At 67.3% G+C, this 22,546-nt stretch carries 23 protein-coding genes; 6 read left to right on the forward strand and 17 right to left on the reverse strand.

Annotated features, from left to right (window positions below):
- Positions 1 to 131: 131 nt before the first annotated feature.
- The 4 genes from der to panB all read right to left on the reverse strand — a co-directional run bounded on the left by der (position 132) and on the right by panB (position 4,623).
- On the reverse strand, positions 132 to 1,532 hold the full coding sequence (gene der, locus U1872_RS05865; RefSeq protein WP_332791957.1) for a ribosome biogenesis GTPase Der: 1,401 nt from the start codon (positions 1,530 to 1,532) through the stop codon (positions 132 to 134).
- A 62-nt stretch (positions 1,533 to 1,594) separates the two neighbouring features.
- Positions 1,595 to 2,962, reverse strand: coding sequence for a PQQ-binding-like beta-propeller repeat protein (locus U1872_RS05870; RefSeq protein WP_332791958.1), 1,368 nt, complete (start codon positions 2,960 to 2,962; stop codon positions 1,595 to 1,597).
- Positions 2,959 to 3,654, reverse strand: coding sequence for a tetratricopeptide repeat protein (locus tag U1872_RS05875; RefSeq protein WP_332792767.1), 696 nt, complete (start codon positions 3,652 to 3,654; stop codon positions 2,959 to 2,961). The genes U1872_RS05870 and U1872_RS05875 overlap by 4 nt, the downstream gene beginning before the upstream one ends.
- Before the next feature lie 108 nt (positions 3,655 to 3,762).
- Entirely contained in the window at positions 3,763 to 4,623 is an 861-nt protein-coding gene (panB, locus tag U1872_RS05880) for a 3-methyl-2-oxobutanoate hydroxymethyltransferase (protein ID WP_332791959.1), read from the reverse strand.
- 124 nt (positions 4,624 to 4,747) lie between these two features.
- On the opposite strand from panB, the gene U1872_RS05885 reads away from it, so the two are divergent.
- Together U1872_RS05885 and U1872_RS05890 are read left to right on the forward strand one after the other, a co-directional pair.
- A complete protein-coding gene (locus U1872_RS05885; RefSeq protein WP_332791960.1) occupies positions 4,748 to 5,170 on the forward strand; it encodes a hypothetical protein in 423 nt (140 codons plus the stop codon).
- A gap of 2 nt (positions 5,171 to 5,172) precedes the next feature.
- Positions 5,173 to 5,376, forward strand: a complete 204-nt coding sequence (locus U1872_RS05890) for a helix-turn-helix transcriptional regulator (protein ID WP_332791961.1) — start codon at positions 5,173 to 5,175, stop codon at positions 5,374 to 5,376.
- A 4-nt stretch (positions 5,377 to 5,380) separates the two neighbouring features.
- On the opposite strand, the gene U1872_RS05895 is transcribed toward U1872_RS05890, so the two are convergent.
- Both U1872_RS05895 and U1872_RS05900 read right to left on the reverse strand, forming a co-directional pair.
- Complete coding sequence (locus U1872_RS05895) at positions 5,381 to 5,662, reverse strand: DUF427 domain-containing protein (protein WP_332791962.1); 282 nt, start codon at positions 5,660 to 5,662, stop codon at positions 5,381 to 5,383.
- An 11-nt stretch (positions 5,663 to 5,673) separates the two neighbouring features.
- Positions 5,674 to 6,036 (reverse strand): ArsC family reductase, encoded by a 363-nt coding sequence (locus U1872_RS05900; protein WP_332791963.1) that lies wholly within the window; start codon positions 6,034 to 6,036, stop codon positions 5,674 to 5,676.
- Between the two features lie 502 nt (positions 6,037 to 6,538).
- Between U1872_RS05900 and U1872_RS05905 the strand changes: the two genes are divergently transcribed.
- Positions 6,539 to 7,090 (forward strand): VOC family protein, encoded by a 552-nt coding sequence (locus U1872_RS05905; RefSeq protein WP_332791964.1) that lies wholly within the window; start codon positions 6,539 to 6,541, stop codon positions 7,088 to 7,090.
- A 295-nt stretch (positions 7,091 to 7,385) separates the two neighbouring features.
- Here U1872_RS05905 and U1872_RS05910 read toward each other — a convergent pair whose 3' ends face one another.
- From U1872_RS05910 to fdhD, 3 genes are read right to left on the reverse strand one after another with little or no spacing between them, the layout of a single operon-like run.
- The gene (locus tag U1872_RS05910; protein ID WP_332791965.1) at positions 7,386 to 7,820 is read right to left on the reverse strand and encodes a GNAT family acetyltransferase; all 435 of its coding nucleotides are present in this window, start codon (positions 7,818 to 7,820) and stop codon (positions 7,386 to 7,388) included.
- Positions 7,817 to 8,356, reverse strand: coding sequence for a molybdenum cofactor guanylyltransferase (locus tag U1872_RS05915; protein ID WP_332791966.1), 540 nt, complete (start codon positions 8,354 to 8,356; stop codon positions 7,817 to 7,819). The genes U1872_RS05910 and U1872_RS05915 overlap by 4 nt, the downstream gene beginning before the upstream one ends.
- Entirely contained in the window at positions 8,353 to 9,144 is a 792-nt protein-coding gene (gene fdhD / locus U1872_RS05920) for a formate dehydrogenase accessory sulfurtransferase FdhD (RefSeq protein WP_332791967.1), read from the reverse strand. The genes U1872_RS05915 and fdhD overlap by 4 nt, the downstream gene beginning before the upstream one ends.
- Positions 9,145 to 9,292: 148 nt before the next feature.
- On the opposite strand from fdhD, the gene U1872_RS05925 reads away from it, so the two are divergent.
- A complete protein-coding gene (locus U1872_RS05925; protein ID WP_332791968.1) occupies positions 9,293 to 11,584 on the forward strand; it encodes an FdhF/YdeP family oxidoreductase in 2,292 nt (763 codons plus the stop codon).
- 113 nt (positions 11,585 to 11,697) lie between these two features.
- On the opposite strand, the gene U1872_RS05930 is transcribed toward U1872_RS05925, so the two are convergent.
- The 7 genes from U1872_RS05930 to U1872_RS05960 all read right to left on the reverse strand — a co-directional run bounded on the left by U1872_RS05930 (position 11,698) and on the right by U1872_RS05960 (position 18,484).
- Positions 11,698 to 11,922, reverse strand: coding sequence for a hypothetical protein (locus U1872_RS05930; protein ID WP_332791969.1), 225 nt, complete (start codon positions 11,920 to 11,922; stop codon positions 11,698 to 11,700).
- A 134-nt stretch (positions 11,923 to 12,056) separates the two neighbouring features.
- A complete protein-coding gene (locus U1872_RS05935) occupies positions 12,057 to 12,485 on the reverse strand; it encodes a hypothetical protein (RefSeq protein ID WP_332791970.1) in 429 nt (142 codons plus the stop codon).
- Between the two features lie 406 nt (positions 12,486 to 12,891).
- Positions 12,892 to 14,433, reverse strand: coding sequence for a glycoside hydrolase family 27 protein (locus U1872_RS05940; protein ID WP_332791971.1), 1,542 nt, complete (start codon positions 14,431 to 14,433; stop codon positions 12,892 to 12,894).
- Between the two features lie 4 nt (positions 14,434 to 14,437).
- The gene (locus tag U1872_RS05945; RefSeq protein ID WP_332791972.1) at positions 14,438 to 15,850 is read right to left on the reverse strand and encodes an amino acid permease; all 1,413 of its coding nucleotides are present in this window, start codon (positions 15,848 to 15,850) and stop codon (positions 14,438 to 14,440) included.
- 23 nt (positions 15,851 to 15,873) lie between these two features.
- Positions 15,874 to 16,530 (reverse strand): GntR family transcriptional regulator, encoded by a 657-nt coding sequence (locus U1872_RS05950; RefSeq protein WP_332791973.1) that lies wholly within the window; start codon positions 16,528 to 16,530, stop codon positions 15,874 to 15,876.
- A gap of 32 nt (positions 16,531 to 16,562) precedes the next feature.
- Positions 16,563 to 17,561, reverse strand: a complete 999-nt coding sequence (locus U1872_RS05955) for a 4-hydroxyproline epimerase (protein WP_332791974.1) — start codon at positions 17,559 to 17,561, stop codon at positions 16,563 to 16,565.
- 8 nt (positions 17,562 to 17,569) lie between these two features.
- Positions 17,570 to 18,484, reverse strand: a complete 915-nt coding sequence (locus U1872_RS05960) for a dihydrodipicolinate synthase family protein (protein ID WP_332791975.1) — start codon at positions 18,482 to 18,484, stop codon at positions 17,570 to 17,572.
- 79 nt (positions 18,485 to 18,563) lie between these two features.
- Here U1872_RS05960 and U1872_RS05965 point away from each other — a divergent pair, with 79 nt between their 5' ends.
- Both U1872_RS05965 and U1872_RS05970 read left to right on the forward strand, forming a co-directional pair.
- The gene (locus U1872_RS05965) at positions 18,564 to 19,796 is read left to right on the forward strand and encodes an NAD(P)/FAD-dependent oxidoreductase (protein WP_332791976.1); all 1,233 of its coding nucleotides are present in this window, start codon (positions 18,564 to 18,566) and stop codon (positions 19,794 to 19,796) included.
- A complete protein-coding gene (locus U1872_RS05970; protein ID WP_332791977.1) occupies positions 19,793 to 20,977 on the forward strand; it encodes a M24 family metallopeptidase in 1,185 nt (394 codons plus the stop codon). Before U1872_RS05965 ends, U1872_RS05970 begins: the two co-directional genes overlap by 4 nt.
- 9 nt (positions 20,978 to 20,986) lie before the next feature.
- Here U1872_RS05970 and U1872_RS05975 read toward each other — a convergent pair whose 3' ends face one another.
- On the reverse strand, positions 20,987 to 22,546 hold the full coding sequence (locus U1872_RS05975; RefSeq protein WP_332791978.1) for a family 43 glycosylhydrolase: 1,560 nt from the start codon (positions 22,544 to 22,546) through the stop codon (positions 20,987 to 20,989).

The raw sequence follows: 22,546 nt of genomic DNA on the forward strand, positions 1-22,546 counted from the left end.
CCCACGCCCAATCGCTGGCCTTTCGTAAGCCACGGCACGTAAACGAAAGGTTCACGCGTTCAGGAAAGAACCCCTCGAGCGAAGTATCTGGCGAGATCGGGCAAGATTTTGCCTATTCACCATGGCGTGGGTCAGCGATCGAACGGGTTCTTTGGAGCCCGCAAGGTCAATCGCACCGGTACCGCGCCAAAACCAAGGTCACGACGGATACCGTTGATCAGATAGCGCTGGTAGCTCATCGGCAACTGATCGACGCGCGTGCCGAACAACACGAAGCCCGGCGGACGCGTCTTCGCCTGCGTCATGTAGCGCAACTTGATCCGCTTGCCGCCGGGTGCCGGCGGCGGATTGGCGTCGACCGCTTTCTCGAACCAGCGGTTGAGTTCGCCCGTCCCGACACGGCGCGACCAGGTGTCGCGCGTCTCGAAGGCGACCTTTAGCAAGACGTCGATGCCCTTGCCGGTCGCGCCCGACACCGTCAGCACCGGCATGCCCTTGATCTGGCTCAGCCCTTCCTCGAGCGCGCCACGGATGCCGTTGAACAGGCTCGACCCGTTCTCGGCGATGTCCCATTTGTTGATCGCGACGATCAGCGCGCGGCCTTCCTGCAGCGCCGCGTCGGCGATCCGCAGATCCTGCGATTCGAGCCCGCGCGTCGCGTCGAGCAGCAGCACGACGACTTCGGCGAAATCGATCGCGTGGAGCGCGTCGGCGACCGACAGCTTCTCGAGCTTGTCCTGCACGTTCGCACGCTTGCGCATGCCCGCCGTATCGATCAGCCGAACCTTGCGCGCATCCTCGCCATGCTCGCGCTCGGGATCGTGCCAGATCCAGTCGACCGCGATCGAATCGCGCGTGATGCCGGCTTCCGGTCCGGTGATGAGGCGCTGCTCACCGAGGATCTGGTTGATCAGCGTCGACTTGCCGGCATTCGGGCGGCCGATGATGGCGAGCTTGAGCGGCGCGTCGGGGGCATATTCCTCCTCCTCGTCGAGGCCGTGCGGAATATCCTCGCCCGCGGCATTCTTCTCGGGTTCGATATAGGGAAGCAGCGCGTCGAACAGTTCAACCAGCCCCTCGCCATGCTCGGCCGACAGCTCGACCGGATCGCCAAAGCCGAGCGACAGCGATTCGAGGATGCCGTCGGCGCCGGCCTTGCCCTCGGCCTTGTTGGCGACGAGGATGACGGGCGTGGTCGATCCGCGCAGCCAGCGCGCGATCTCTTCGTCGAGCGGGACCAACCCGACGCGCGAATCGAACATGAACAAGGCGACGTCGGCCTGCGCGACCGCGGCCTCGGTCTGCTGCCGCATCCGGCCGGGCAAGGACGCAGCGTCCTGATCCTCATAGCCGGCGGTGTCGATGATGCGGAAATTGAGCCCGACGAGCGTCGCATCGCCCTCCCGGCGATCGCGCGTCACGCCGGGGCGATCGTCGACCAGAGCGAGCTTCTTGCCGACGAGGCGGTTGAACAGAGTCGATTTGCCGACGTTCGGCCGGCCGATAATCGCGACCACGGGGGTTTTGGACATGCGCGTCCCTTACGCCACGCGCACGCTTTCGTCACCCCCGCCCGAACGCCGGGCGAATCGCCTCATTGATAGGCCGAGACGCGCCCCTTCTGGTCGAGCACATAGAGCGTCGAATTGGCGACGACCGGCGGCAGCGTGAACGGCGCCTTGTTCTCGATCACGGTGCCGACCTTGCCGTCGACGACCGACGCCGAGGCGATCTCGCCCAGCGAATTGGTCAGCACCAGCCGCCCGCCGGCCAGCACCGGGCCGAACCAGGTGACCGGGTTGGCCTTCTTGCTGTCCTTGATCGTGCCGTCCTTCTTGAGCTTCTCGCTCTTATAGTGGCGCAACTGGCTGATCCAACGCACCTTGCCGGTGGCCCGCGCCAGGCAGACGAGGCGTGCGTCGTCGGTCACGATGAACACCCACTCGCCCGACACCCACGGCGTCGAGATCCCGGCGAAATTCTGTTCCCACAGGCGCTGGCCCGAATCGATCTCGATCGCGACCATGCGGCCACCCTGCCCGACCGCATAGACGATCCCGCGGTCGATCACCGGATCGGCGTCGATGTCGGCAAGCGACGACACCGAGGTCGAGATGGTCGAGCGCGACAGCGCGTCCTGCCACAGCGGACGACCATTCTCGTAGCGATAGGCGTTGAGCTCGCCCGACGAGAAGCCGGCGACGACGGTGCCCTGATTGACCGCCGGCGCCGCGACGCCGAACACGCCCTGCGTCTCGATCGAGCCGGTCTGGTTCCACACGACGGTGCCGTCGGCCTGCGACAGCGCGAACAACTGGTTGTCCTGGCTCAGCACATAGACCTGGCCGTTGGCGACGGTCGGGGCGCCGCGCAGCGGGGCGCCGGGCTTGGCGCGCCACACGACCTTGCCCGAGGCCGCGTCGAGCGAGACGACGTCACCAAGACCGTCGGTCGCGAACACCTTGCCGTCATCGAAGCTGACGCCGCCGCCGAAGCGCGCGCCGCGCGCCTTCTTGTCGGCCTTGGCCTTGTCAGTCTTGGCGATGTCGGTCTGCCAGATCTTCGCGCCGGTGGTCGCCGAGAAAGCGTGGATCGTCGCATCGACGTCGATCGCATAGAGCCGTCCGCCCGCCACGACCGGCGCCGCGCCGAGCCGCTGGCGATTGCTGCCGCCGTCGATCGTCGCGCTCCATGCGCGCGTCAAATTGGCACCGAGCGCGACCTGGCCGAGCGCCTTCGACGGGTTGCCGCCGGGCTGAGCCCAGCTGTCGTTGACGGTGGCGGGCGGCACGAGCACTTCGACGCCCGAAATCGTCTTGTCGGCGACGACGTCGTTTTCCCCGGCGAGGATCGCGACCCTCTGCCCAAGGACCGGGGTCTTCTTCTTGCCCTTCAGCGAGGCACAGCCGCTCAGCGCCACGGCGGTGACGGCAATCACGAGAAAGCGGTTGTTCATCTTCATTGCGATTTTTGATCCTTAGCGTCGGAGACCGCGTCCACACCCAATATACCGGCCATCTGAACCGCACGTTGCTTCATCGACTCGGGCGTTGCGGGGTCCTGCGCAATTTGCCCGTAGATCTTGCCCGCGAGATCGCGGCGCCCGGTCCGCAGATAGGAAATCGCAACGAGCTCGCCCGCGCTGCCGAACCACGGATTGCCCTTGACCGCAATGCCGCGCAGCCGCGCGATCACGACGTCAGGCTTGATCGTGTCGAACTCGGCGGTGGTCTGGCGGATCAGCGCCAGGTCGCGCAGCGGCTGGCCGATCGACGTGTCGCTCGCTACCGCGCCGAACTTGGCGGCGGCGCCGGCCACGTCCTGCTTTGCCAGGAGCATGTCCGCCTGGCTCATCAGCGCCAGAGCGCGATAGCCCTCGACGCTCGACTGGGCGAGCGGGGCCAACGCAGTCTGCGCGGCGGCGGGCTTGGCGGCGTTGATGTCGTCATAGGCCTGGCTCAGCGCCGCGCCTTCGTCGGCGGCGACGTTCTGCGCGTGCGACTGCCAGAGCAACCAGCCGGCAAAGCCGACCAACGCCAGCACGACCACCGCGACCGCGGCCACGCCATACCGCCGTGCCGCTTTGGCCATTTCGTCGCGGCGCAGTTCCTCATCGACTTCACGCAGGAATGCGGCATCGGTATTCGGCGGCACGGCCAAGGCGGAAACTCCATCGGATCAGGGCGGGAAGGCGCGGACCTTAGCCGGGCGCCGCCGCAAACAAAAGCATTCAAAAAACCCCCGCGACGCTAGCCTTCGATACTAGTCTTTCGGGGCGTAAATCTGGTCGGATCCCGGAAAGGTCCGGGATCGCACGTCGGCCGCATACTGCTCGACCGCGGCAGAAATACGGCCCGCGATATCGTCATATTTCTTCACAAAGCGTGCGGTCTGCTCGAACAGGCCGAGCATGTCCTCGGCCACCAGCACCTGCCCGTCACACTGCGCCGACGCGCCGATGCCGATCACCGGGCACGAGGCTTCGGCGACGATCGCCCGCGCGAGCGGCTCGACCACGCCTTCCGCCACGATCGCGAAGGCACCGGCCGCCGCGATAGCGCGCGCATCACCGATGATCTTGGCGTGCTCGGCATTGCTGCGGCCGCGCGCGCCATAGCCGCCCAACGCATTCACCGCCTGTGGCGTGAGCCCGATATGGCCCATCACCGGAATACCGCGCGCGGTCAGGAACGCGACGGTCGGTGCCATCGCTTCGCCCCCCTCCAGCTTGACCGCCGCCGCCCCGGTCTCGGCCATGATCCGCGATGCGGAGGCAAAGGCGTGCTCGGGGCTCGCCTCGTAGCTGCCGAACGGCATGTCGATCACCACCACCGCATGATAGCTCCCGCGCACCACCGCGGCGCCGTGCGCGCACATCATGTCCAGCGTGACCTGGAGCGTGGACGGGAAACCGTAGATCACCTGCCCGAGGCTGTCGCCGACCAGCAACAGGTCGCAATGCGGATCGAGCAACTGCGCCATGCGCACGGTATAGGCGGTGAGCATGACCAGCGGCTCCTGCCCCTTGCGCCGCTGGATCGCAGGGACGGTGAGCCGTTTCATCGGCGCCGGGGTGGGGTTGGCGCGACTGGTCGCGGTGTCGATCGTGAAGGTCGTGGACATGGCGCGACCGAATAGCGCCTCGCGCAAGGCCGCGCCAGCACCCGCCGCTTCAATGCACGATAGGCTTGACTCCATGTCAGCTATTTATAACATTGAGTTCGCAATTGAAGACATGGAGGCGGATATGGCGTTCAGGGAAAAGATGTCGTGGCTATCGCTCGGCGGCATTCTGCTGGCCTTCGGGCCCTATTTCTTCTCGCTCACCGTGCTCGGCCAGCCGCCGAGCGCGCTGAGTGCGGCGCGTGCCGGGCCGTTCCTCGGCGTGATCCTGGTGCTGGTGTGCGCGATGATCGTGGCGAGCATCGCGGTGGCGCTGAGCAACCTGCGCGACGCGCAGGCGCCGAGCGACGAGCGCGACCGGCTGATCGCGCGGCGGGCGGTGGCGATCTCCTATCCGGTGCTGCTCACCGCCATATTCGCCGCGCTCGCGACGCTGTTCTTCGGCGCCGGCCAAGCCGTCCTCGTCAACGCGATCCTCGGGGCGATCGTGCTCGGCGAATTGACGCGTTGCGGCGTCGAGGTCGCCGGCTACCGGGCGCGCGGCTGACGATGGCGATCACCAACCAGATCCGCCTGCTGCGCTTCATGGCCGGCGAAATGACGCAGGCCGAGCTCGGCGCGCGGATCGGCCTGACGCGCCAGACGATCGCGGCCATCGAGGCCGGGAAATATTCCCCGACGCTCGAGGCCGCGTTCCGCATCGCGCAGGTGTTCGACAAGCCGCTCGACGCAGTATTCCAGTGGGACGGCTAGCGCCTCATGCGACCTCGACGCCCTTCCAGAAAGCGAAGCGATCCTTGATCTCGGCGGCCTTGGGCTTGGGGTCGGGATAGAACCACGCCGCATCGGCGTTGCGTTTGCCGTCGACGACGACCGTCTTGTAGCTCGCATCACCCTTCCACGGGCAGTGCGAGTGCGTCGCGCTCGCCTCGAAATGCTCGGCGACGATGCTGTCGGCGGGGAAATAGTGGTTCCCCTCGACGACGACGGTGTCATCGGACTGGGCGATCACGGCGCCGTTCCAGCGGGCAGTCGGCATAAGAGACTCTCCTAGGGTTTCAGGACCTCAAGATAGGTATCCGGCTTGAACCCTGCCAGCAGCACGCCACCGGATTCGTTGTCGTCGGTCAGGATCGGCCGTTTGATCGTCGAGGGATTGGCGAGCATGATCGCGATCGCCTTCTCGGCATCGATCCCGCTCTTGTCGGCGTCGGGCAGCTTGCGGAAGGTGGTGCCGGCGCGGTTGAGCACCGCCTCCCACCCCAGCCGATCGACCCAGCCGCGCAGGGCGGCTTCGTTGACGCCCTGCTTCTTATAGTCGTTGAACGCGTAGGCGATGCCCTGCTCGCTCAGCCACGTCCGCGCCTTCTTGACGGTGTCGCAATTGGGAATTCCATACAGGGAGAGCGGCATGCGCGTCCTTTTCGGGTCAAGCTGGAGTGGGCGCTCCTTCTATCGGCGATAGGCGAACGCCGAAAGCACCTAGCGGCCCAAGCCGTAGCGGGGGCACCGCGCTTGCGGTATTGTCGGCAGATGGAAGAGATTTTCCGGGCGATGACCGATCTGGTGGGATGGATCAACGAGGAACATGGCCCGTGGGCGGGATGGGCCGTAGCGATCTTATCGCTATTTGTCTTTGTAGCCGTTGTTTTTATGGCTGCGTGGTTGGAGCGATAGCGGCGCATATCGACCACACCTGGACGTTCATGCTGGCGATACGGGCTCCCAATAGCGGCCATTCGTTTAGCGCGATCTTTCCCGTTTTTCCGTCTTCGATTGGCCATTTCGGGAAAGAGCAATTGGGAACAGGTTTTGGGAAAGCGAAACCCGCAGGCGTCCGTCAGCGCGATCGAGGCGGCGAAGTTCCCGCCAGACGTTCCTATTCGAGAAGAGCCCAAAGTGTTAAAGAAGCACTATGAAGATCATGTTCGCCATGCTGCTGGCGTCGGTTGCAGCCGGGGCGCAGGCCCAGACAGGGCAAGCACGGCCCAGTGAGAGTGCAGCAATGAACGACGCCGCAAACGTAATTGCCGTGGACCACACAGGTTTCGCTGTATCGTCTTTGGACGAAGCCGTTCGGTTTTGGACGGGAGCGCTCGGTTTCACACTTGAGCGACAATCAGAGATGGGGGGCGATTTCCTGCATCAGGTGACAGGTGTCGACGATCCGAGTGTGACAACGGCGATCGTCAGGGCACCAGACGGCTACGGTGTCGAACTGTTGCAATATTCAAGAGGGCACCAGAATGGGGCGGTGCCTTCCAGCGCGGGATCGATCGGAGCGGCCCACCTGGCGCTGACCGTGAAGGATATTCATGCCGCTATTGCCCGCGTCGAGGCAGCAGGATGGAAGGCCAAGGGTAGTCCACTGCCGATCGCGGGTGGTCCACGGAAAGGAACTTTGGTGGCATACGTTTCCGGCCCCGATCATATCACGATAGAGTTCATGCAGCCGCCGGCCCGTTAATGAGCCTGCGGAAGTTTTCCCGCTTCACCATCCTTTTTGAGAACGGCGGCTATCGCCAACTGCCTCCTGAAAGCTGCCTGTCCGGTCCCCACCAGAAGCAGACATGTTAACGACGACCTGACGGCCGCTCATATGCATAAGAAGGCGGCAACACGGTCGCGACGGAAACCCCGTAACAACACAGCCGCAGCGGAACCCGCCCACTAGCCCAAAAAAATGCAAGCCATTGACCACGCCATCAAAAATCAGACGCCGCGGCCATCGCCTTTCATCAAACTTGGGCTGCCCCCGCCCCTCAGTCGACAGCGCTCTCGTCCGGAAGAAAGCGCCCCAACACCACAACATCCTGCCGCGCCAAACCCAACGCCGCGTAGAAACCGAGCGCCGCCACATTGTCGCCGCGCACCATCAATTGCACCTTTGGCGCGCCCCGCTCGCGCAGCCAGTGCTCCGCCGCCGCCATCAGCGCGCGGCCGAGCCCCCGCCCCCGTGCATCCGGCGCGACCGCGAGATAATAGACCCAGCCGCGATGCCCGTCGAAACCGACCATCACGCTCCCGACGACCGTGCCGCCGTCGCGCGCGAGCAGGATCGTCGCATTGCCCTCGCCGAGCGCCAGCGCGAAGTCGACTGCCGGATCGTTCCACGGCCGCGTCAGCCCGCATGCCTGCCACAAGGCGATGACCGCCGCCGCGTCGGCCGGGCCGGCAATTCCGAGCCCGCCCGTCACGCCGCGCCCCCGAACGCCGCGAGATCGGCGGTGCTGTTGATGTTGGGCAGGTCGCCCCCGGCATCGATCGCCGCGGCCCCCGCCGCCGCCGCCCAGCGCCGCACCGCGAGGTCGCCACGCTGCGCCAGATGCCGCTCGAGATCGTCGGCCAGCGCGACCGGCCAGCAGCCGATGATCGGCGCCTGCCGCAGGAAGCGCCCCCCCGGCCCGGCGACCAGCCGATCGATCAGCGCAGCCGGCAGCGTCGGCGTATCGCAGCCGATCGACAGCACCGCGTCGAACCCATCCGCGCGCGCCTGCCGCAACGCCGCGCACAGCCCGCCGAGCGGCCCCATCCCGGGCTCAGGCCAATCGGGAATCGCGACCATCCCCGCCGGCGCGGTGTCGCGCCCGCAGACGATCGTCGCCGCGACATGGCCGTCGAGCGCAGCGGCGGCGTGCGCGATCAGCGCGCGTCCCTCGAGAAAGGCGAGCGCCTTGTCGCTGCCGAACCGCGTCGCCTGCCCACCGGCGAGGATCGCGCCGAGCCGCCTCACGCGAGATCGCCCGGCACGGCCAGCACAGCGTCGCTGCGCGCCAGCGTCACCAGCCGCAGCCCGCACGACCTGGCACGCGCCAGCGCGAGATCGGTCGCCGCCGAGATCGTCACCAGCAGCGGGCAGCCGGCGAGCGCCGCCTTCTCGACCAGCTCGTACGAGCAGCGCGAGGACAGCAGCGCAAAGCCGCCGTCCCACCCCTGCTGCCCCTGCGCCATCGCCCCGATCAGCTTGTCGAACGCATTGTGCCGCCCGACATCCTCGCGCACCAGCAGCACCGCGCCCTGTGCCGAGCACGCCGCCGCCGCATGCACCGCCCCGGTCGCGCGATTGAGCGGCTGGAGCGCGCGCAGATCACCCAGCGCGCGGAAGATCGCCGCGCTGTCGGCGTCGCTGTGCGCCTCGACCGGGCGAAGCGGCCGCAGCGCCTGTTCGAGATTTTCGATACCGCACAATCCGCACGACGATTCGGACACGCGGTGCCGCACGCGCTCGAGCAGCCGCGGCGTGCACTCCGCCGCCAGCGTCACGCGGACCACCTCGCCTTCGGGCCGCGAATGAAGGTCGATGTCGATCACCGCCGCGACGCCGTCGATCAGCCGCTCGCTCAGCGCGAAGCCGATCGCGAAATCGTCGAGGTCGACCGGCGTCGCCATCATCACGGCATAGCCGATCCCGTTGAATTCGATCGCGATCGGGCGCTCGACCGCGATCGGGCGCTCAAGCGTGACCTGCGTGCCGTCGGCGCGCACTTGGTCGAAGCGATGCGGGGTGGCAGCGACGGACATTCGCACGCTCCTAGACGATTGTGCGCATTCGCCAAACGGGCAGCACCCGGTGAGCGAGAAGTTCACCCCGGCGCCGCTGAACCAATTGTTTGTCGCATCGTTCCAAGGGTAGAGGATCGCGCACTCCGATCCACGAGCGGGAACCGTGATGACCAAGCAGAAATCAGACCAGCCAGGTCTCACCCCGTTCGAAGGCCCGGCTGGCGGCTGGGGCTCGGTCCGCTCGCTCGCCGAAATCCTGCCGCGCGAACGCGTCACGCCCGAGGCGCTGCGCGAGCTCGTCCGCCAGAACAAGCCCGATGGCTTCCAGTGCGTCAGCTGCGCCTGGCCCAAGCCGAAGCACGTCCACCCGGTCGAGTTTTGCGAGGAAGGCGCCAAGGCGACCGCGTGGGAGCTGACCAGCTATCGCACCACGCCCGACTTCTTCGCCAAGCACACGCTGACCGAACTCCGCGGCTGGCGCGACTACGACCTCGAACAGAATGGTCGCCTCACGCACCCGCTGCGCTACGATGCCGCGAGCGATAAATATGTCGCCTGTTCGTGGGACGAGGCGTTCGCCGGGATCGGTGCCGCACTGCGGCCGATGGATCCCAAATCGGTGGTGTTCTATTCCTCGGGCCGCACCAGCCTCGAGGCGTCGTACATGTACGGCCTGATGGCACGGATGTATGGCAACCAGAACCTGCCCGACAGCTCGAACATGTGCCACGAATCAACCTCGGTCGGGCTCAAGGCGTCGATCGGCGTTCCCGTCGGCACCACCCGGCTCGAGGATTTCGAGCAGTGCGACATGATCTTCTTCTTCGGCCAGAATGTCGGGTCGAACGCGCCGCGCATGCTCCACGACCTGCGCAGCTGCCGCAAGCGCGGGGTCGAGATCGTCACCTTCAACCCGCTCAAGGAACGCGGGCTCGAACGCTTTACCGATCCGCAGAATCCGCTCGAAATGGCGACGCTCGCCGAGACCAACATCTCGACCCAATATCATCAGGTGAAGGCCGGTGGCGACATCGCCGCGATGATGGGAATCGCCAAGTTCCTGGTCGAATGGAACGACGCCGCGCTCGCCGCGGGCAAGCCGCCGGTGCTCGACACGGCCTTTATCGAAACCCACACGCACGGCTTCGAGGATTTCGTTGCCGCGGTGCGCACCGCCGATTGGGACGCGATCGTCGACGAAGCTGGCCTGTCCAAGGCTGAGCTCGAGGAGTCCGCACGCCTTTACGCCAAGGCCAAGGCGGTGATGGCGATCTACGGCATGGGCCTGACGCAGCACGTCAAAGGCGTCGAGAATGTCCGCATGGTCGTCAACCTGCTGCTGATGCGCGGCAATATCGGCAAGCCCGGCGCCGGCCCGACCCCGGTACGCGGCCATTCCAACGTGCAGGGCCAGCGCACCGTCGGCATCACCGAGAAGACCGAGCTCGTGCCGGTCGATCGGCTCGAGGCGCAATATGGCTTCACCGCGCCGCGCGAGAAGGGCCTCGACACCGTCGAGGCATGCCGCGGCGTGATCGACGGGTCGGTCAAGGCGTTCATCGCGCTCGGCGGCAATTTCCTGCGCGCGGTACCCGAGACCAAGCCGATGGAAGCGGCGTGGACCAACCTCGACGTGTCGGTCCAGATCGCCACCAAGCTCAATCGCAACCATCTCTTCCCGGGCAAGGTAACCTATCTCCTGCCCTGCCTCGGCCGGATCGAGACCGACGTCCAGGCAAGCGGCCCGCAGGTCGTGACGGTCGAGGATTCGAGCAGCTGCATCCACGCCTCGCGCGGCAAGGCCAGCCCGGCGAGCCCGCATCTGCTGTCCGAACCCGCGATCGTCGGCGCGCTCGCCAAGCAGATCCTGCCGCCCAACCCCAAGGTCGACTGGGATGCGTGGGTCGGCGACTATGCGCTGATCCGCGACGCGATCGAGCAGACCTATCCGCAGGTCTTTCCCAACTTCAACGGCCACCTGTTCGAACGCGGCGGCTATTGGAAAGGCAACAAGGCGAGCGAGCGGATCTGGCTTACCAAGAGCGGCAAGGCCGAATTCCTCGCGCCGAGCGGGCTGTCGGCGACCGGCTTCGCCGATGCCGACGGCCGCTTCCGGCTGATGACGCTGCGCTCGAACGACCAGTTCAACACGACGATCTACGGCTATTACGATCGCTTCCGCGGGGTGAAGGGCACGCGCGACATCCTGTTCATGCACGCCGCCGACATCACGCAGGCGGGCTTGCGCAACGGCCAGATCGTCGCGCTCGAGAGCGACGCCGAGGACGGCATCACGCGGCGCCTCGATGGCCTGATCGTCACCGCCTACGACATTCCGCGCGGGTGCCTCGGGGCTTACTATCCGGAGTGCAACGTGCTGATGCCGCTCGAACATCATGCCGAGGAAAGCCATGTGCCGGCGGCGAAGTCGGTGCCGGTGCGGATCGTGGCGGGGTGAGCCAGATCCTAGAGTAAAGCTCTTGTCGGTCGCCGCGGAGCTCCTCGGCGAACAGGAACCGGGCGCTGCCGCTGACCTGTTCCTGCCGCGAGCGGCACGTCACGACGGTGTGGCTATGGTTGCCCCAGCGCAGCGCCACCGTCACCGAGTGGCGCCTCCGTCGCGCCTGCGCTCTCGATTGCCTTGAGGTCGACGGGCAATTCCACCGGCTCCTGACGCGGGACATCCGCCGGGGCGGGCGCAACCACGACCGCCGAAGTTTGAGATTGCACCGCCGCTCCGCTGACCGGCGCCGCCGCTGTCTGGATGGGTTCGGGCTGGGTGGTGACGATCGTCACCCCGCCTCTGGCCGCCGCAGGTTTCCCTTGCTCTTCAGGGGTCACCAGCCACCCCGCCGCAACCGCTACAGCCACCCCGAAAAGCGAGACAAGGCCTACTCGGCGCCCGACGCGCCTGTGTCCCGACCCGGCCATCAGCCGCAGTGATCGCCGGTATAGAGCGTGTAATGCTTGCCCCCATGCGTGATCCCGCCGCCGCCCTTGACGCACCAGCCATCGCCGGCGGTACGGATCGGCCCAGCCTGATAGCGGAACGTGTCTCGCTCAAAAGCGGGCTCGGTATAATATTGATCACCGCGCCGCTTGCGGAACAGGGCCACGCCGGTGTCGCGCGCAACGCCCCACGTTGCCCCGCCATGCAGCATCACAGCGCAGTTCATGCCGTTCTGCGCATTGTAGTACAGCTGGAGCTGCCCGATCTTCTGCCCGTTGACGGTAAAGGGAACATATTCGATGAGCTTGCCGCCGCAGCCAGCATCCCCGTCCGCCGCCTTGGCTTGCGGCATCATCATGTAAAGCGAAGCACCTGCGACCACTACGCCGGCCAACAACAAACCCTTCATAATGCCAAGCTCCCAGATCGTTGATTCACGAAGAAAGTGACGGAACGTTGCGGGTCTACTTATGCATAAACGCCATCACGTACCGTCATTCGACATCGTTCTCTGCTGCAACTGCAGTCTATTTGCCCGCTGGCTGCCCGCCAAGCCGTTTGTGGTAAGAAAGCGACGTACAAACAACCGTTCGCGGCGGTCTAAGCACGGCTCATCGCCTAACATTGGTTAAGATTCGGGTTAGCGCTACCCCGAGGCGCTACTGGATACCGCAGTGTTGGCCTCCCACCGGAAGATGATTCCGTTTCCGAATCAGGCTGAGTGCCGCAACCGGGCGCGTCGCCGCAATTGCGCTCCAGCTGCAACCGGTCGATATTGTCGGACCCATCTCTCGTTGACCCGAAACGGAAGGCCCTCAAGCGCCCGCGGCGCGGACCTCCAGCAGGACCGCGCCGTGCGCGGGAACCGTGAAGCGCGTCGCGCTCGCGTCGATCGCGGCGCCGCTCCATACGTCGCGCACTGCGCCAATCGCCGCCAGCCCGACATCGTCGGGACGCGCGGCGATCGTCGCTGGCGCATCGCCGCGGTTGAACAGCGCCACCGCGAAGGCGCCGCTCGCCAGCGGTTTGACCCAGATCTCGCTGCTGCCGTCCTTGCGGACCGCCTTGCCCTGCACGCCTTTGGCATCCTGGTCGATCGCGATCACGCCGCGATTTTCGAGCAGGCGCTTAGCCGCGTCGCTGGTGGTGCGGACGTCGTGGCCCATCATCAGCGGCGCCGCCGACATCGCCCACAGCGTCATGTGCGTGCGATAGGCATCCTCGGACATGCCGCCATTGCCGATCTCGAGCATGTCGGGATCGTTCCAGCCGCCAGGCCCGGCATCGGCCGCGGCGCCATTCTTGTCGAAGCCGATCCGCGCCATCGTCGGATAATCGTCGGTGATGTCGCCGGTCGTGCGCCACAAATGCCCGCCGACCGCGCGGCCCCAGCCGCCGACGCGGAAGCGGCCATATTCGCACAGCGAGTAGACGATCGGGCGACCGGTGGCACGCAGCGCCGCGCCCATCTCGCCATAGCTGCGCTCGACCGTGTCGGCATCGGCGTAGAACCATTCGCCCGAGCACAGATCATATTTGAGATAGTCGACGCCCCAGTCGGCGAAAGTCCGGGCGTCCTGCGCGACATGGCCGTAGCTGCCGGCGTAGCCCGCACAGGTGCGCGGTCCCGGCGACGAATAGAGGCCGAGCTTCAGCCCGCGCGCGTGCACGTAATCGGCAAGCGCCTTCATGTCGGGGAATTTGGCGTTGGGGCGGAGCTGTCCGTCCGCGCCGCGCGTGCCCTGCCAGCCATCGTCGATATTGACGTAGGTGTAGCCGGCATCGCGCAGGCCGGTCGACACCATCGCATCGGCGATCGCGCGGATCGTTGTGTCGTCGATCCGCTCGGCGAACTTATTCCAGCTGCTCCAGCCCATCGGCGGCGTCTTCGCCAGGCCATCGGGCGCAAGCGTCGCACGGGGCGGCAAGGGCGCGGGATGGAAGGTCAGCGCGGTCACCTCGCGCGGGGTTGCCCTGCGCCCGACCAAGGCGACCTTCGACTCCCAGATCCCGCCCTCGAGCGCGACGCCGGCGGGGGTGATGCGCGCGGTCCAGTGCCGCATCGGCACGCCCGGCGTGTTGATGTTGCGCATGTCGAAGTCGAGCGTGGTCGGTGTGGCGACGACATGCTCCATCGCCATCGCGCCATACCAGTCCGACGTCAGCGCGCCCGACAGCGCCCCGTCGCGCCCGCGGTGGAGCTGCAGCAGGCGGATGCCGGGATTGGCCGGCGCATCGGGGAAGACGATCGCGACGTCGCCGGCGCCGCTGCCCGCCGGCATCAACCGCAGCGGCTCGGCGCGCGCCGCCGACGCGACCAAGGCGAGCCCCAGCCACGCGACTGCACGCCGCAGCATCGCCTCAGCGCCCGCCGACGGGCTGGGCACGCAGCGCAACGTCGCTGTGCCGCCGGCTATAGGCGAAATAGATCGCCAGCCCGATCACGTTCCAGATGACGAACCGCACGAGCGTCATCGGCGGCAGGCTCGACAACAGGTACAGGCAGCCGAGGATCGTCAGCGATCCGACGAAATAGGCCGCCGGCGCGCGGAACAGCCGCGGCGCGTCGGGTGCGGTGCGGCGCAGCACCATCAGGCACGCGCCGACCGAGATGAAGGCGAGCAGCGTCCCGGCATTGGCCAGCTCGGCAATCTCGTCGAGTCGGAAGATCCCCGCGACTACCGCGATCGTCACCCCGGTCAGCAACGTGATTACGGTCGGCGCGCCACTGCGCTTCGACACCTTGGCGAGCCCGCGCGGCAGCAGCCCGTCGCGCGCCATCACGAAGAAGACGCGGCTCTGGCCGTACATCATCACCAGGATCACGGAGGGCAAAGCGATGATCGCGGCGAGCGCGATCAGATGCGCGGCGACCGGCTGGCCGAGATTGCGCAGCACCAGGGCGAGCGGCTCGGGCGAGTTGGCGAGCGCGGTAAACGGCAAGGCGCCGACCGCGGCGACCGCGACCGCCATGTAGATGATCGTGCACAGCACCATCGACCCGATGATCCCGATCTTGAGATCGCGCGCCGGGTTCTTGGTCTCCTCGGCCGAGGTCGCGACCGCGTCGAAGCCATAGAAGGCGAAGAAGACGATCGCCGCCGCTGCCATCACGCCATGCTTGCCGTCGCTACCGAAGCCGTACGGCATGAACGGGTGCAGGTTGGCGGCGTGGAAGTTGGGCGCGGCGAAGGCGACGAAGATGCCGAGCGCGACAAGCTTGATCACCACCAGGATGATGTTGAGCGTCGCGCTCTCGCGCGTCCCCGCCACCAACATCCCCATCACCGCGAGCGCAACCGCGACCGCCGGCAGGTTGACGATCCCGCCACCATGCGGGCCGACGAGCAAGGCCGGCGGCAGATGCACCCCCGCCGACTCGATCCAGCCGACGAGATAGCCCGACCAGCCGACCGCGACGGTCGAGCAGGCCAGCGAATATTCGAGGATCAGGCTCCAGCCGACCACCCAGGCGATGCCTTCGCCGAGCGCGGTATAGCTGAAGGTATAGGCGCTGCCCGCCGCCGGGATCATCGTCGCGAGCTCGGCATAGGCCAGCGCCGCACAACCGCAGACCAGCCCGCAGATGACGAAGGCGAGGATCACCGCCGGCCCGGCGCGTTCCGCCCCGACCCCGACGAGCGTGTAGATGCCGGTGCCGACGATCGCGCCCACCCCTAGCGCAACGAGATGCGGCCAGCTCAGCGTCTTGGCGAGGCGCGTGCCCTCGGAATGACGCGTCACGCTGTCGAGCGACTTACGGGGTCCGAACATGACCTCTCCTTAACGGGGGAATTTCAGGTCGCGGCGGCTGCCGCAAACTGTACGCGCAGATCTTCGATCGTCGCGGCGATATGCTGGCGCAGCATCGCCTCGACCGCCGCCGCGTCGCGCGCCAGCCACGCATCGAGCAGCCCGCGATGTTCCTGGTGCGCGCGCGCGTCGCGCCCGGCCGGGGCGAGATGCGCGATGACGTAGCGCTCGGCGAGGATCGTCAGCCGCTCGACCACCTGCGTCGTCAGCATGCGGTTGCCCGGCCGCACCAGAGCGGTGTGGAAATCGCGGTTGCGCATCGCGACCTCGGTGAGGTTGTCGGCGGCCGCGCGGTCGAGCCGCTCGAACGTATCGGACGCCGCGCGCTGGTCGGCGTCGGTCGCGAAGCGCGCCGCGCGCGCCGCCGCCACCGGCTCGATCGCGAGCCGCAGTTCGAAAATCTCTTCGGCCTGCGCGCTCGACATCGGCTGGACGAAATAGCCGCGATTGGCCTGGCTCGTCAGCAACCCCTCCTGCTCGAGCCGCGCGAGCGCCTCGCGCAGCGGGATCTTGCTGACGCCGAGTTCGGCCGCAAGCGCATCCTGCCGGATCGGCAGTTCGTGCGGCAATTGTCCGGTGACGATTTGCTCGCGGACGATCTCGAAGACGCGTTCCGATAGCGTACGGACGACGATGCTCATATTGAGATGCTCCCCCCAAGCAGCAGGCCTGCTCACTTAACCTGGAAACCTTCCCAGAAGTGGTCCGCGCGATCAATCCAGATTGTATTCAAGCCCGTACTGATTGCCGATCCCTCGATCGACGGGATGATCGCGGAGGTATCGCCAAGCATCGTTTCCGCCTCGACCCGGCCGATGAAGCGGCTGCCGATATAGCTTTCGTGGACGAAGCGATCGCCGACCGCCAATCGGCCCGTCGCGACGAGGTGCGCCAGCCGCGCCGAGGTGCCGGTGCCGCACGGCGAGCGGTCGATCGCCTTGTCGCCATAGAAGACCGCGTTGCGCCCGTCGGCATCGTTCGCGCGCGGCACGTCGGCCCACAGGATGTGGCTGACGCCGCGGATCGTCGGGTCGAGCGGATGGACCGGTTCGTATTGGTCGCGAATCGCCGCGCGAACGCGTCCGCTGAGCTCGACCAGCCGCGCCGCGCCGAGCGCGTCGAGGCCGGTGTAAGCCCCCTGCGGCTCAATGATCGCGTAGAAATTGCCGCCATAAGCGACGTCGACGGTAAGCGGGCCGATGCCCTCGACATCGACGACGATCCCGCGCCACGCGACATAGGCCGGCACGTTGGTGATCCTGACCGAGGTGACGCGGTCGCGCTCGGTCGTATAGGCGACGTCGATCGTGCCCGCGGGCACCTCGATCCGCAGCTTGCCCGGCGTGGCCGGCTGGATCAGCCCGTGCTCGAGCCCGAAGGTCACCATCCCGATCGTGCCGTGGCCGCACATCGGCAGGCAGCCCGACGTCTCGATGAACAGGATCCCGACATCGGCGTCGGGCGTCGTCGGCGGGTAGAGGAAGCCGCCCGACATCATGTCGTGCCCGCGCGGCTCGAAGCACAGCCCGGTGCGGATCCAGTCGAACCGCGCCATGAAGTCCTGCCGCCGCGCCGACATGCTGTCGCCCTTGAGCAAGGGCGCACCGCCGGCCACCAGTCGGACCGGGTTGCCGGCGGTGTGGCCGTCGATGCAGAAGAAGGTGTTCCGCATGGAGGGCGTCAGGCCGCCTTGGCGAGCGCGAGCGAGGGTCGCGTCGCCGCCGCTTTCTCGACCATCGCGATCACTTCGGCACGGCGCTCGCCGATCAGCGGGTAGCGCGGCGGGAGCACGCGCTCCGACCCGCGACCCATCACTTCCTCGGCCAGCTTGATCGACTGGACGAGATCATGCTCGGCATCGAGATGGAGCAACGGCATGAACCAGCGATAGATTTCGAGCGCCTTGGCATGGTCGCCGCGCTCGAACGCGCGGACCAGCTCGACCGATTCCTTGGGGAAAGCGTTGGTCAGGCCCGACACCCACCCTTGCGCGCCGAGATACAGGCCCTCGAGCGCGACGTCGTCGAGCCCGGCGAACAGCACGAAGCGATCGCCGAAATCGTTGCGGAAATCGGTGAAGCGGCGCGTGTCGGGCGCCGATTCCTTGACGCAGACGATGTTCGGCACGTCGACCAGCTCGGCGAGCACCGCCTTGTCGATCACCGTGCGATAGGCCGGCGGGTTGTTGTAGAGCATGATCGGCAGCGCGGTCTTCTCGGCGACGCCCCTGAAATGAGCGACCAGCTCATGCGCGCGCGGCACATAGACCATCGGCGGCAGCAGCATGAGGCCGTCGGCGCCAACCTGCTCGGCCGCCTGCGCATAGCGCACCGCGCGGCGCGTATCATATTCGGAAACGCCGGTCAGGACAGGCACGCGGCCGGCAACGACCTCGACGATCGCGGTCAGGACCGAGACCTTCTCGTCAAATTCGAGCGAATTGTTCTCGCCGACGGTACCGAGCGCGATCACGCCGGTGACGCCGTCGCGGATCAGATCATCGACAACACGCTGCGTGTCCTGCAGATCGATCGAAAGATCCGCCCGCAACTGCGTCGTGACTGCCGGGAAAACACCCTTCCAACCGATTGCCATTTGCGTGATCCGTCCTTTTGTTTCGTCTGGAATACGGTATACGATGTCACATGCTGCAGGGCAATAGAGGAATGCGCAGGTGCGGATAACGGTCGTTGGCGGCGGTGTCGTCGGGCTCAGCTGCGCGTTGCGGCTGGCACAGCGCGGGCATTGCGTAACGGTCGTCGATCGCGCCTCGCGCGGTGACGCAGCCTCGTGGGGCAACGCCGGCCACATCGCGACCGAACAGGTCGCGCCGCTTGCTTCGCTCGCGACGTTGCGGTCGGCTGCGGGCCGACTGTTCGTTCGCGGCGGTGCGCTCGATCTTCCCCCTGCTCATACCGCAACTTGGCTCCCCTTCGTGCTACGGATGATCGCCGCAGCCTACCCCCCGCGCTTTGCCAAAGGCAAGCGCGCGCTCGGCGCGATGCTTGCCGATGCCGTGCCGGCGTGGCAGCGCCTGGTGCAGACACTGGGCACGCCCGAGCTGCTCCGCGAATCCGGCCACCATGTCGTGTGGGAAAGCGCCGCAACCGCCCGGGCCGGACAGGCCAGCTGGGCCGCTGCCGACATCGGCACGGCGCGGTTCGCCGCGGCCGACGCCGCGACCCGCGCGGCGCTCGCCGGCATCACCACCGCGCCGATCGCCGGTGCGATCCACTTCACCGGCACCGCGCATATCAGCGACCTCGACGCGCTGGCGACGACGCTCGCCCACGCCTTCCGTGCGGTTGGCGGACGGATCGTGACGCACGATGCCACGCTCTCCGTCGAAAGCGCGCGCGCGTTCGTGCCCGGCTTTACGGCCGATTGCGTGCTGGTGTGTGCCGGCGCGCGGTCGGCGGCGCTCGTCGGCGCGGCGGGCCACCGCGCCCCGCTGATCGCCGAGCGCGGCTATCATATCCGCGGCAGCGCTGCGCTCTGGCCCGCCGACCTGCCGCCGATCGTCTTCGAGGATCGATCGATGATCGTCACGCGCTACGGCGACCGGCTCCAGGCCGCGAGCTTCGTCGAGCTCGCGCCGGTCGATGCGCCGCCCGATCCGCGCAAGTGGGAGCGGCTCGAACGCCATGTCGGCGACCTCGGCTTGGCGATCGCCGGCCCGTTCACGCGCTGGGTCGGATCGCGCCCGACGCTGCCCGACTATCTCCCAGCGATCGGCCGGTCGCGCCGCGCGCCCAACCTGTTCTATGCCTTCGGGCACCAGCATCTCGGGCTGACGCTCGCGCCGATCACCGCCGAACTGATCGCCGGGCTGATCGCGGGCGAGGCTGGCCCGGTGGATTTGACGCCGTTCGATCTCGAACGGTTCGCGCGCGTGGGAGTAAGATGATGATCGGTGGATCGACCGCAGAAATCGAACTGGCGACGCTCGCGCCGCCGACCGCCGCCGCGCCGCCGATCGACCGCGACGAGCGCTTGGCACGACTCGACCGCGCCCGCGCGCTGACCGCGGCGGCGGGTGCCGCGGCGCTGCTCGTCAACGCCGGGCCGAGCCTGCGCTACTTCACCGGCGTGTCGTGGAGCCCGACCGAGCGGCTCGTTGCGCTGCTGCTCCCCGTCGCCGGGCCAGCGCGCATCGTCTGCCCGGCGTTTGAGCGCGGCTCGCTCGAGGCCGCGCTACAGATTCCCGCGGAATTGCTGCTGTGGGAGGAAGATCAGGACCCCGTCGCGCTCGTCGCGGACGCGCTGCCGCGCGGTGCGGTCCTCGCGGTCGATCCCCTGCTGTCGTTCGAGCATGGCGAGCGGCTGCGCGGGCACGGTCTCGACCTGCGCCGTGGTGCGCCCGCGATCGACGGGTGTCGGATGATCAAGTCGCCGGCCGAGCTTGCGCTGCTCCAGCAGGCCAAGACGATGACGCTCGAAGTGCAGCGCCGCGCCGCGCGGATTCTCGCGCCCGGCATCGCCGCGAGCGAGGTGATCCGCTTCATCGATGCCACCCACCGCGCGCTCGGCGCCGCGGGATCGACCTTCTGCGCAGTGCAGTTCGGCCATGCGACCGCGTTCCCGCACGGCCTGCCCGGCGACCAGCAGCTCGAGGAGGATAGCCTCGTGCTAATCGACACAGGCTGCCTCGTCGACGGCTACCATAGCGACATCACGCGAACCTACGCCTTCGGTCGCGTCGACGACGAGATCCGCACGCTGTGGGCGCTCGAAAAGGAAGCGCAGGCCGCCGCCTTCGCCGCGGTCGCGCCCGGCGTGCCGTGCGAAGCGATCGACGAAGCCGCACGCGCGGTGCTCGAGCAAGCCGGGCTCGGCCCCGACTATCGCCTGCCCGGCCTGCCGCATCGCACCGGCCACGGCATCGGGCTGGCGATCCACGAGCCGGCCTATCTCGTGCGCGGTGATTGCACCCCGCTGGCGCCCGGCATGTGCTTTTCGAACGAGCCGATGATCGTCGTGCCCGACCGCTTCGGCATCCGGCTCGAGGACCATTTCCACGTCACCGAGCAGGGCGCGGCGTGGTTCACTCAGCCGCAACCGGCGATCGACCGGCCCTTCGCCGACTGATCGCCGCGACTACGGCCCGCAGGGCGCGGGCGCTGACTGCGGGGCGCCCGTCGGCTTGGACGGCTTGGGCGCGAGCACTTCCCACTCGGTCACCGCCACGCCGGCGGTCGCGCCGCCCGCCTGCGCTGCGTCGAAGGTCGCGCGCAGGCAGCGCGTCGTGATCGCGCCGAAGCGCACGTCCTGCGCGGCATCGGCCGCGACGCCATAGCCGCTCGCCTTGGGCACCGGCTTCCACGCGCCGTCCCAATAGTCGATCCGCCAGCGCTGCGGCGGCGCAACTCCCTCGCCGCTGCCCGCAGGATGGTCACCCCAGAACCAGATGCGCGACCCGTCGAGCGTGACCGGCTTGGTCCAGCGATATTCGATCCAGGGATGCGCCGGATTGCCCTGCGCGCGCCACGTCCCCCACATGTCGGGCGGCAGCGGCGCGTCGCGGCGGATCCCGTCGTTGAGCGCCGCGATCCAATATTGCACCGGAACCGGCGCGTTCGAGGCGAAGGCGGTCGCCGCCGCCGCGACGTTGCGCGTCGGCAGCGGCGCGGGCTGCGGCGCGCGGGTCGGCACAATCTGGCGGATTCGCGCCGGGCTGACGCTGTCGTCCCACTCGAGCCGATCGAGCGCGACGCTGCGGCGGAAGTGCCCGCCGCCGACGGCATCGGCGGTGTGATAGGCAAGATACCATTGCCCCTTGAACGCCACTGCGCCCGAATGCGACGTCGTCGAGGAGACGGGTTTGAGGATCACCCCGCGATAGGTCCACGGCCCGAGCGGCGAGGTCGCGGTACCGTAGGCGATGCAGGCGTGGTAGACGGCGGGGGTGCAATCGCTGTCGGGGCCTGCCGTGTTGCCGGCATAGAGCATGTAGTAGACGCCCTTGCGCTTCATCAGCCACGGCGCCTCGAAGAAACCCCGCAGCCCCGTGATCCCAACTTCACTGCCCTTGGGCGTGATCATGTCACGCTCGAGCGCCACGACGCGCAGCTGCCCGAAGGTCCCCCACGCGATATAGGGCGTGCCGTCATCGTCGATCAGCACGGTCGGATCGATGTTCTGGATCGTGTTGTGCTCGGGCGTGCGCTGCGAGAGGATCGGTCCCGACGGATGTGCATCGCGCCACGGTCCGGTCGGCTTGTCCGCCACCGCAACGCCGATCGCGAAGCGATCCTGCGCGTCGCTCTTCGCCTCGAGCACGGGCGCGTACAGATAGAATTTCCCGTCGCCGCCGCGGACGATCTGGCCGGCATAGGCCCGTCCCGGCTCGGCCCAGCGGAACAGCGTTTCGGGCCGGGCGATCGCGGGATAATGCAGCCACTCGCCCGCCGCCGGATCCTTGGTCGAGAGCAACTGCCACTCGTTCATGATGAAGTCGTTGACCCCCGCCGGCGCCTCGTCGCGCCCGGCGAGGATCCACAGCGTGTCGTCGACGACGAACGGCGCAGGATCGGTCGAGTAAGAGCGCCCGTCGGCAAGGATCGGGTTGCCCTTGCTGTAGACGACCTCCTGCGCGGCGAGCGGCGTGGTGCCCAGCAGTGCGGCGAGAAGGGCAGCAACGGGGGCCGGGCGCTTCAT

This window comes from Parasphingomonas frigoris, from assembly GCF_036663815.1.
In the GTDB taxonomy this organism is placed as follows: Bacteria; Pseudomonadota; Alphaproteobacteria; order Sphingomonadales; family Sphingomonadaceae; genus Sphingomonas.

What these genes read in the sequence shown, in the direction of transcription:
- der (WP_332791957.1), bottom strand. Translation starts at nt 1,532, where the DNA reads ATGTCCAAAACCCCCGTGGTCGCGATTATCGGCCGGCCGAACGTCGGC.
- U1872_RS05870 (WP_332791958.1), bottom strand. Translation starts at nt 2,962, where the DNA reads ATGAAGATGAACAACCGCTTTCTCGTGATTGCCGTCACCGCCGTGGCG.
- panB (WP_332791959.1), bottom strand. Translation starts at nt 4,623, where the DNA reads ATGTCCACGACCTTCACGATCGACACCGCGACCAGTCGCGCCAACCCC.
- U1872_RS05885 (WP_332791960.1), top strand. Translation starts at nt 4,748, where the DNA reads ATGGCGTTCAGGGAAAAGATGTCGTGGCTATCGCTCGGCGGCATTCTG.
- U1872_RS05890 (WP_332791961.1), top strand. Translation starts at nt 5,173, where the DNA reads ATGGCGATCACCAACCAGATCCGCCTGCTGCGCTTCATGGCCGGCGAA.
- U1872_RS05895 (WP_332791962.1), bottom strand. Translation starts at nt 5,662, where the DNA reads ATGCCGACTGCCCGCTGGAACGGCGCCGTGATCGCCCAGTCCGATGAC.
- U1872_RS05900 (WP_332791963.1), bottom strand. Translation starts at nt 6,036, where the DNA reads ATGCCGCTCTCCCTGTATGGAATTCCCAATTGCGACACCGTCAAGAAG.
- U1872_RS05905 (WP_332791964.1), top strand. Translation starts at nt 6,539, where the DNA reads ATGAAGATCATGTTCGCCATGCTGCTGGCGTCGGTTGCAGCCGGGGCG.
- fdhD (WP_332791967.1), bottom strand. Translation starts at nt 9,144, where the DNA reads ATGTCCGTCGCTGCCACCCCGCATCGCTTCGACCAAGTGCGCGCCGAC.
- U1872_RS05925 (WP_332791968.1), top strand. Translation starts at nt 9,293, where the DNA reads ATGACCAAGCAGAAATCAGACCAGCCAGGTCTCACCCCGTTCGAAGGC.
- U1872_RS05935 (WP_332791970.1), bottom strand. Translation starts at nt 12,485, where the DNA reads ATGAAGGGTTTGTTGTTGGCCGGCGTAGTGGTCGCAGGTGCTTCGCTT.
- U1872_RS05940 (WP_332791971.1), bottom strand. Translation starts at nt 14,433, where the DNA reads ATGCTGCGGCGTGCAGTCGCGTGGCTGGGGCTCGCCTTGGTCGCGTCG.
- U1872_RS05945 (WP_332791972.1), bottom strand. Translation starts at nt 15,850, where the DNA reads ATGTTCGGACCCCGTAAGTCGCTCGACAGCGTGACGCGTCATTCCGAG.
- U1872_RS05950 (WP_332791973.1), bottom strand. Translation starts at nt 16,530, where the DNA reads ATGAGCATCGTCGTCCGTACGCTATCGGAACGCGTCTTCGAGATCGTC.
- U1872_RS05955 (WP_332791974.1), bottom strand. Translation starts at nt 17,561, where the DNA reads ATGCGGAACACCTTCTTCTGCATCGACGGCCACACCGCCGGCAACCCG.
- U1872_RS05960 (WP_332791975.1), bottom strand. Translation starts at nt 18,484, where the DNA reads ATGGCAATCGGTTGGAAGGGTGTTTTCCCGGCAGTCACGACGCAGTTG.
- U1872_RS05970 (WP_332791977.1), top strand. Translation starts at nt 19,793, where the DNA reads ATGATGATCGGTGGATCGACCGCAGAAATCGAACTGGCGACGCTCGCG.
- U1872_RS05975 (WP_332791978.1), bottom strand. Translation starts at nt 22,546, where the DNA reads ATGAAGCGCCCGGCCCCCGTTGCTGCCCTTCTCGCCGCACTGCTGGGC.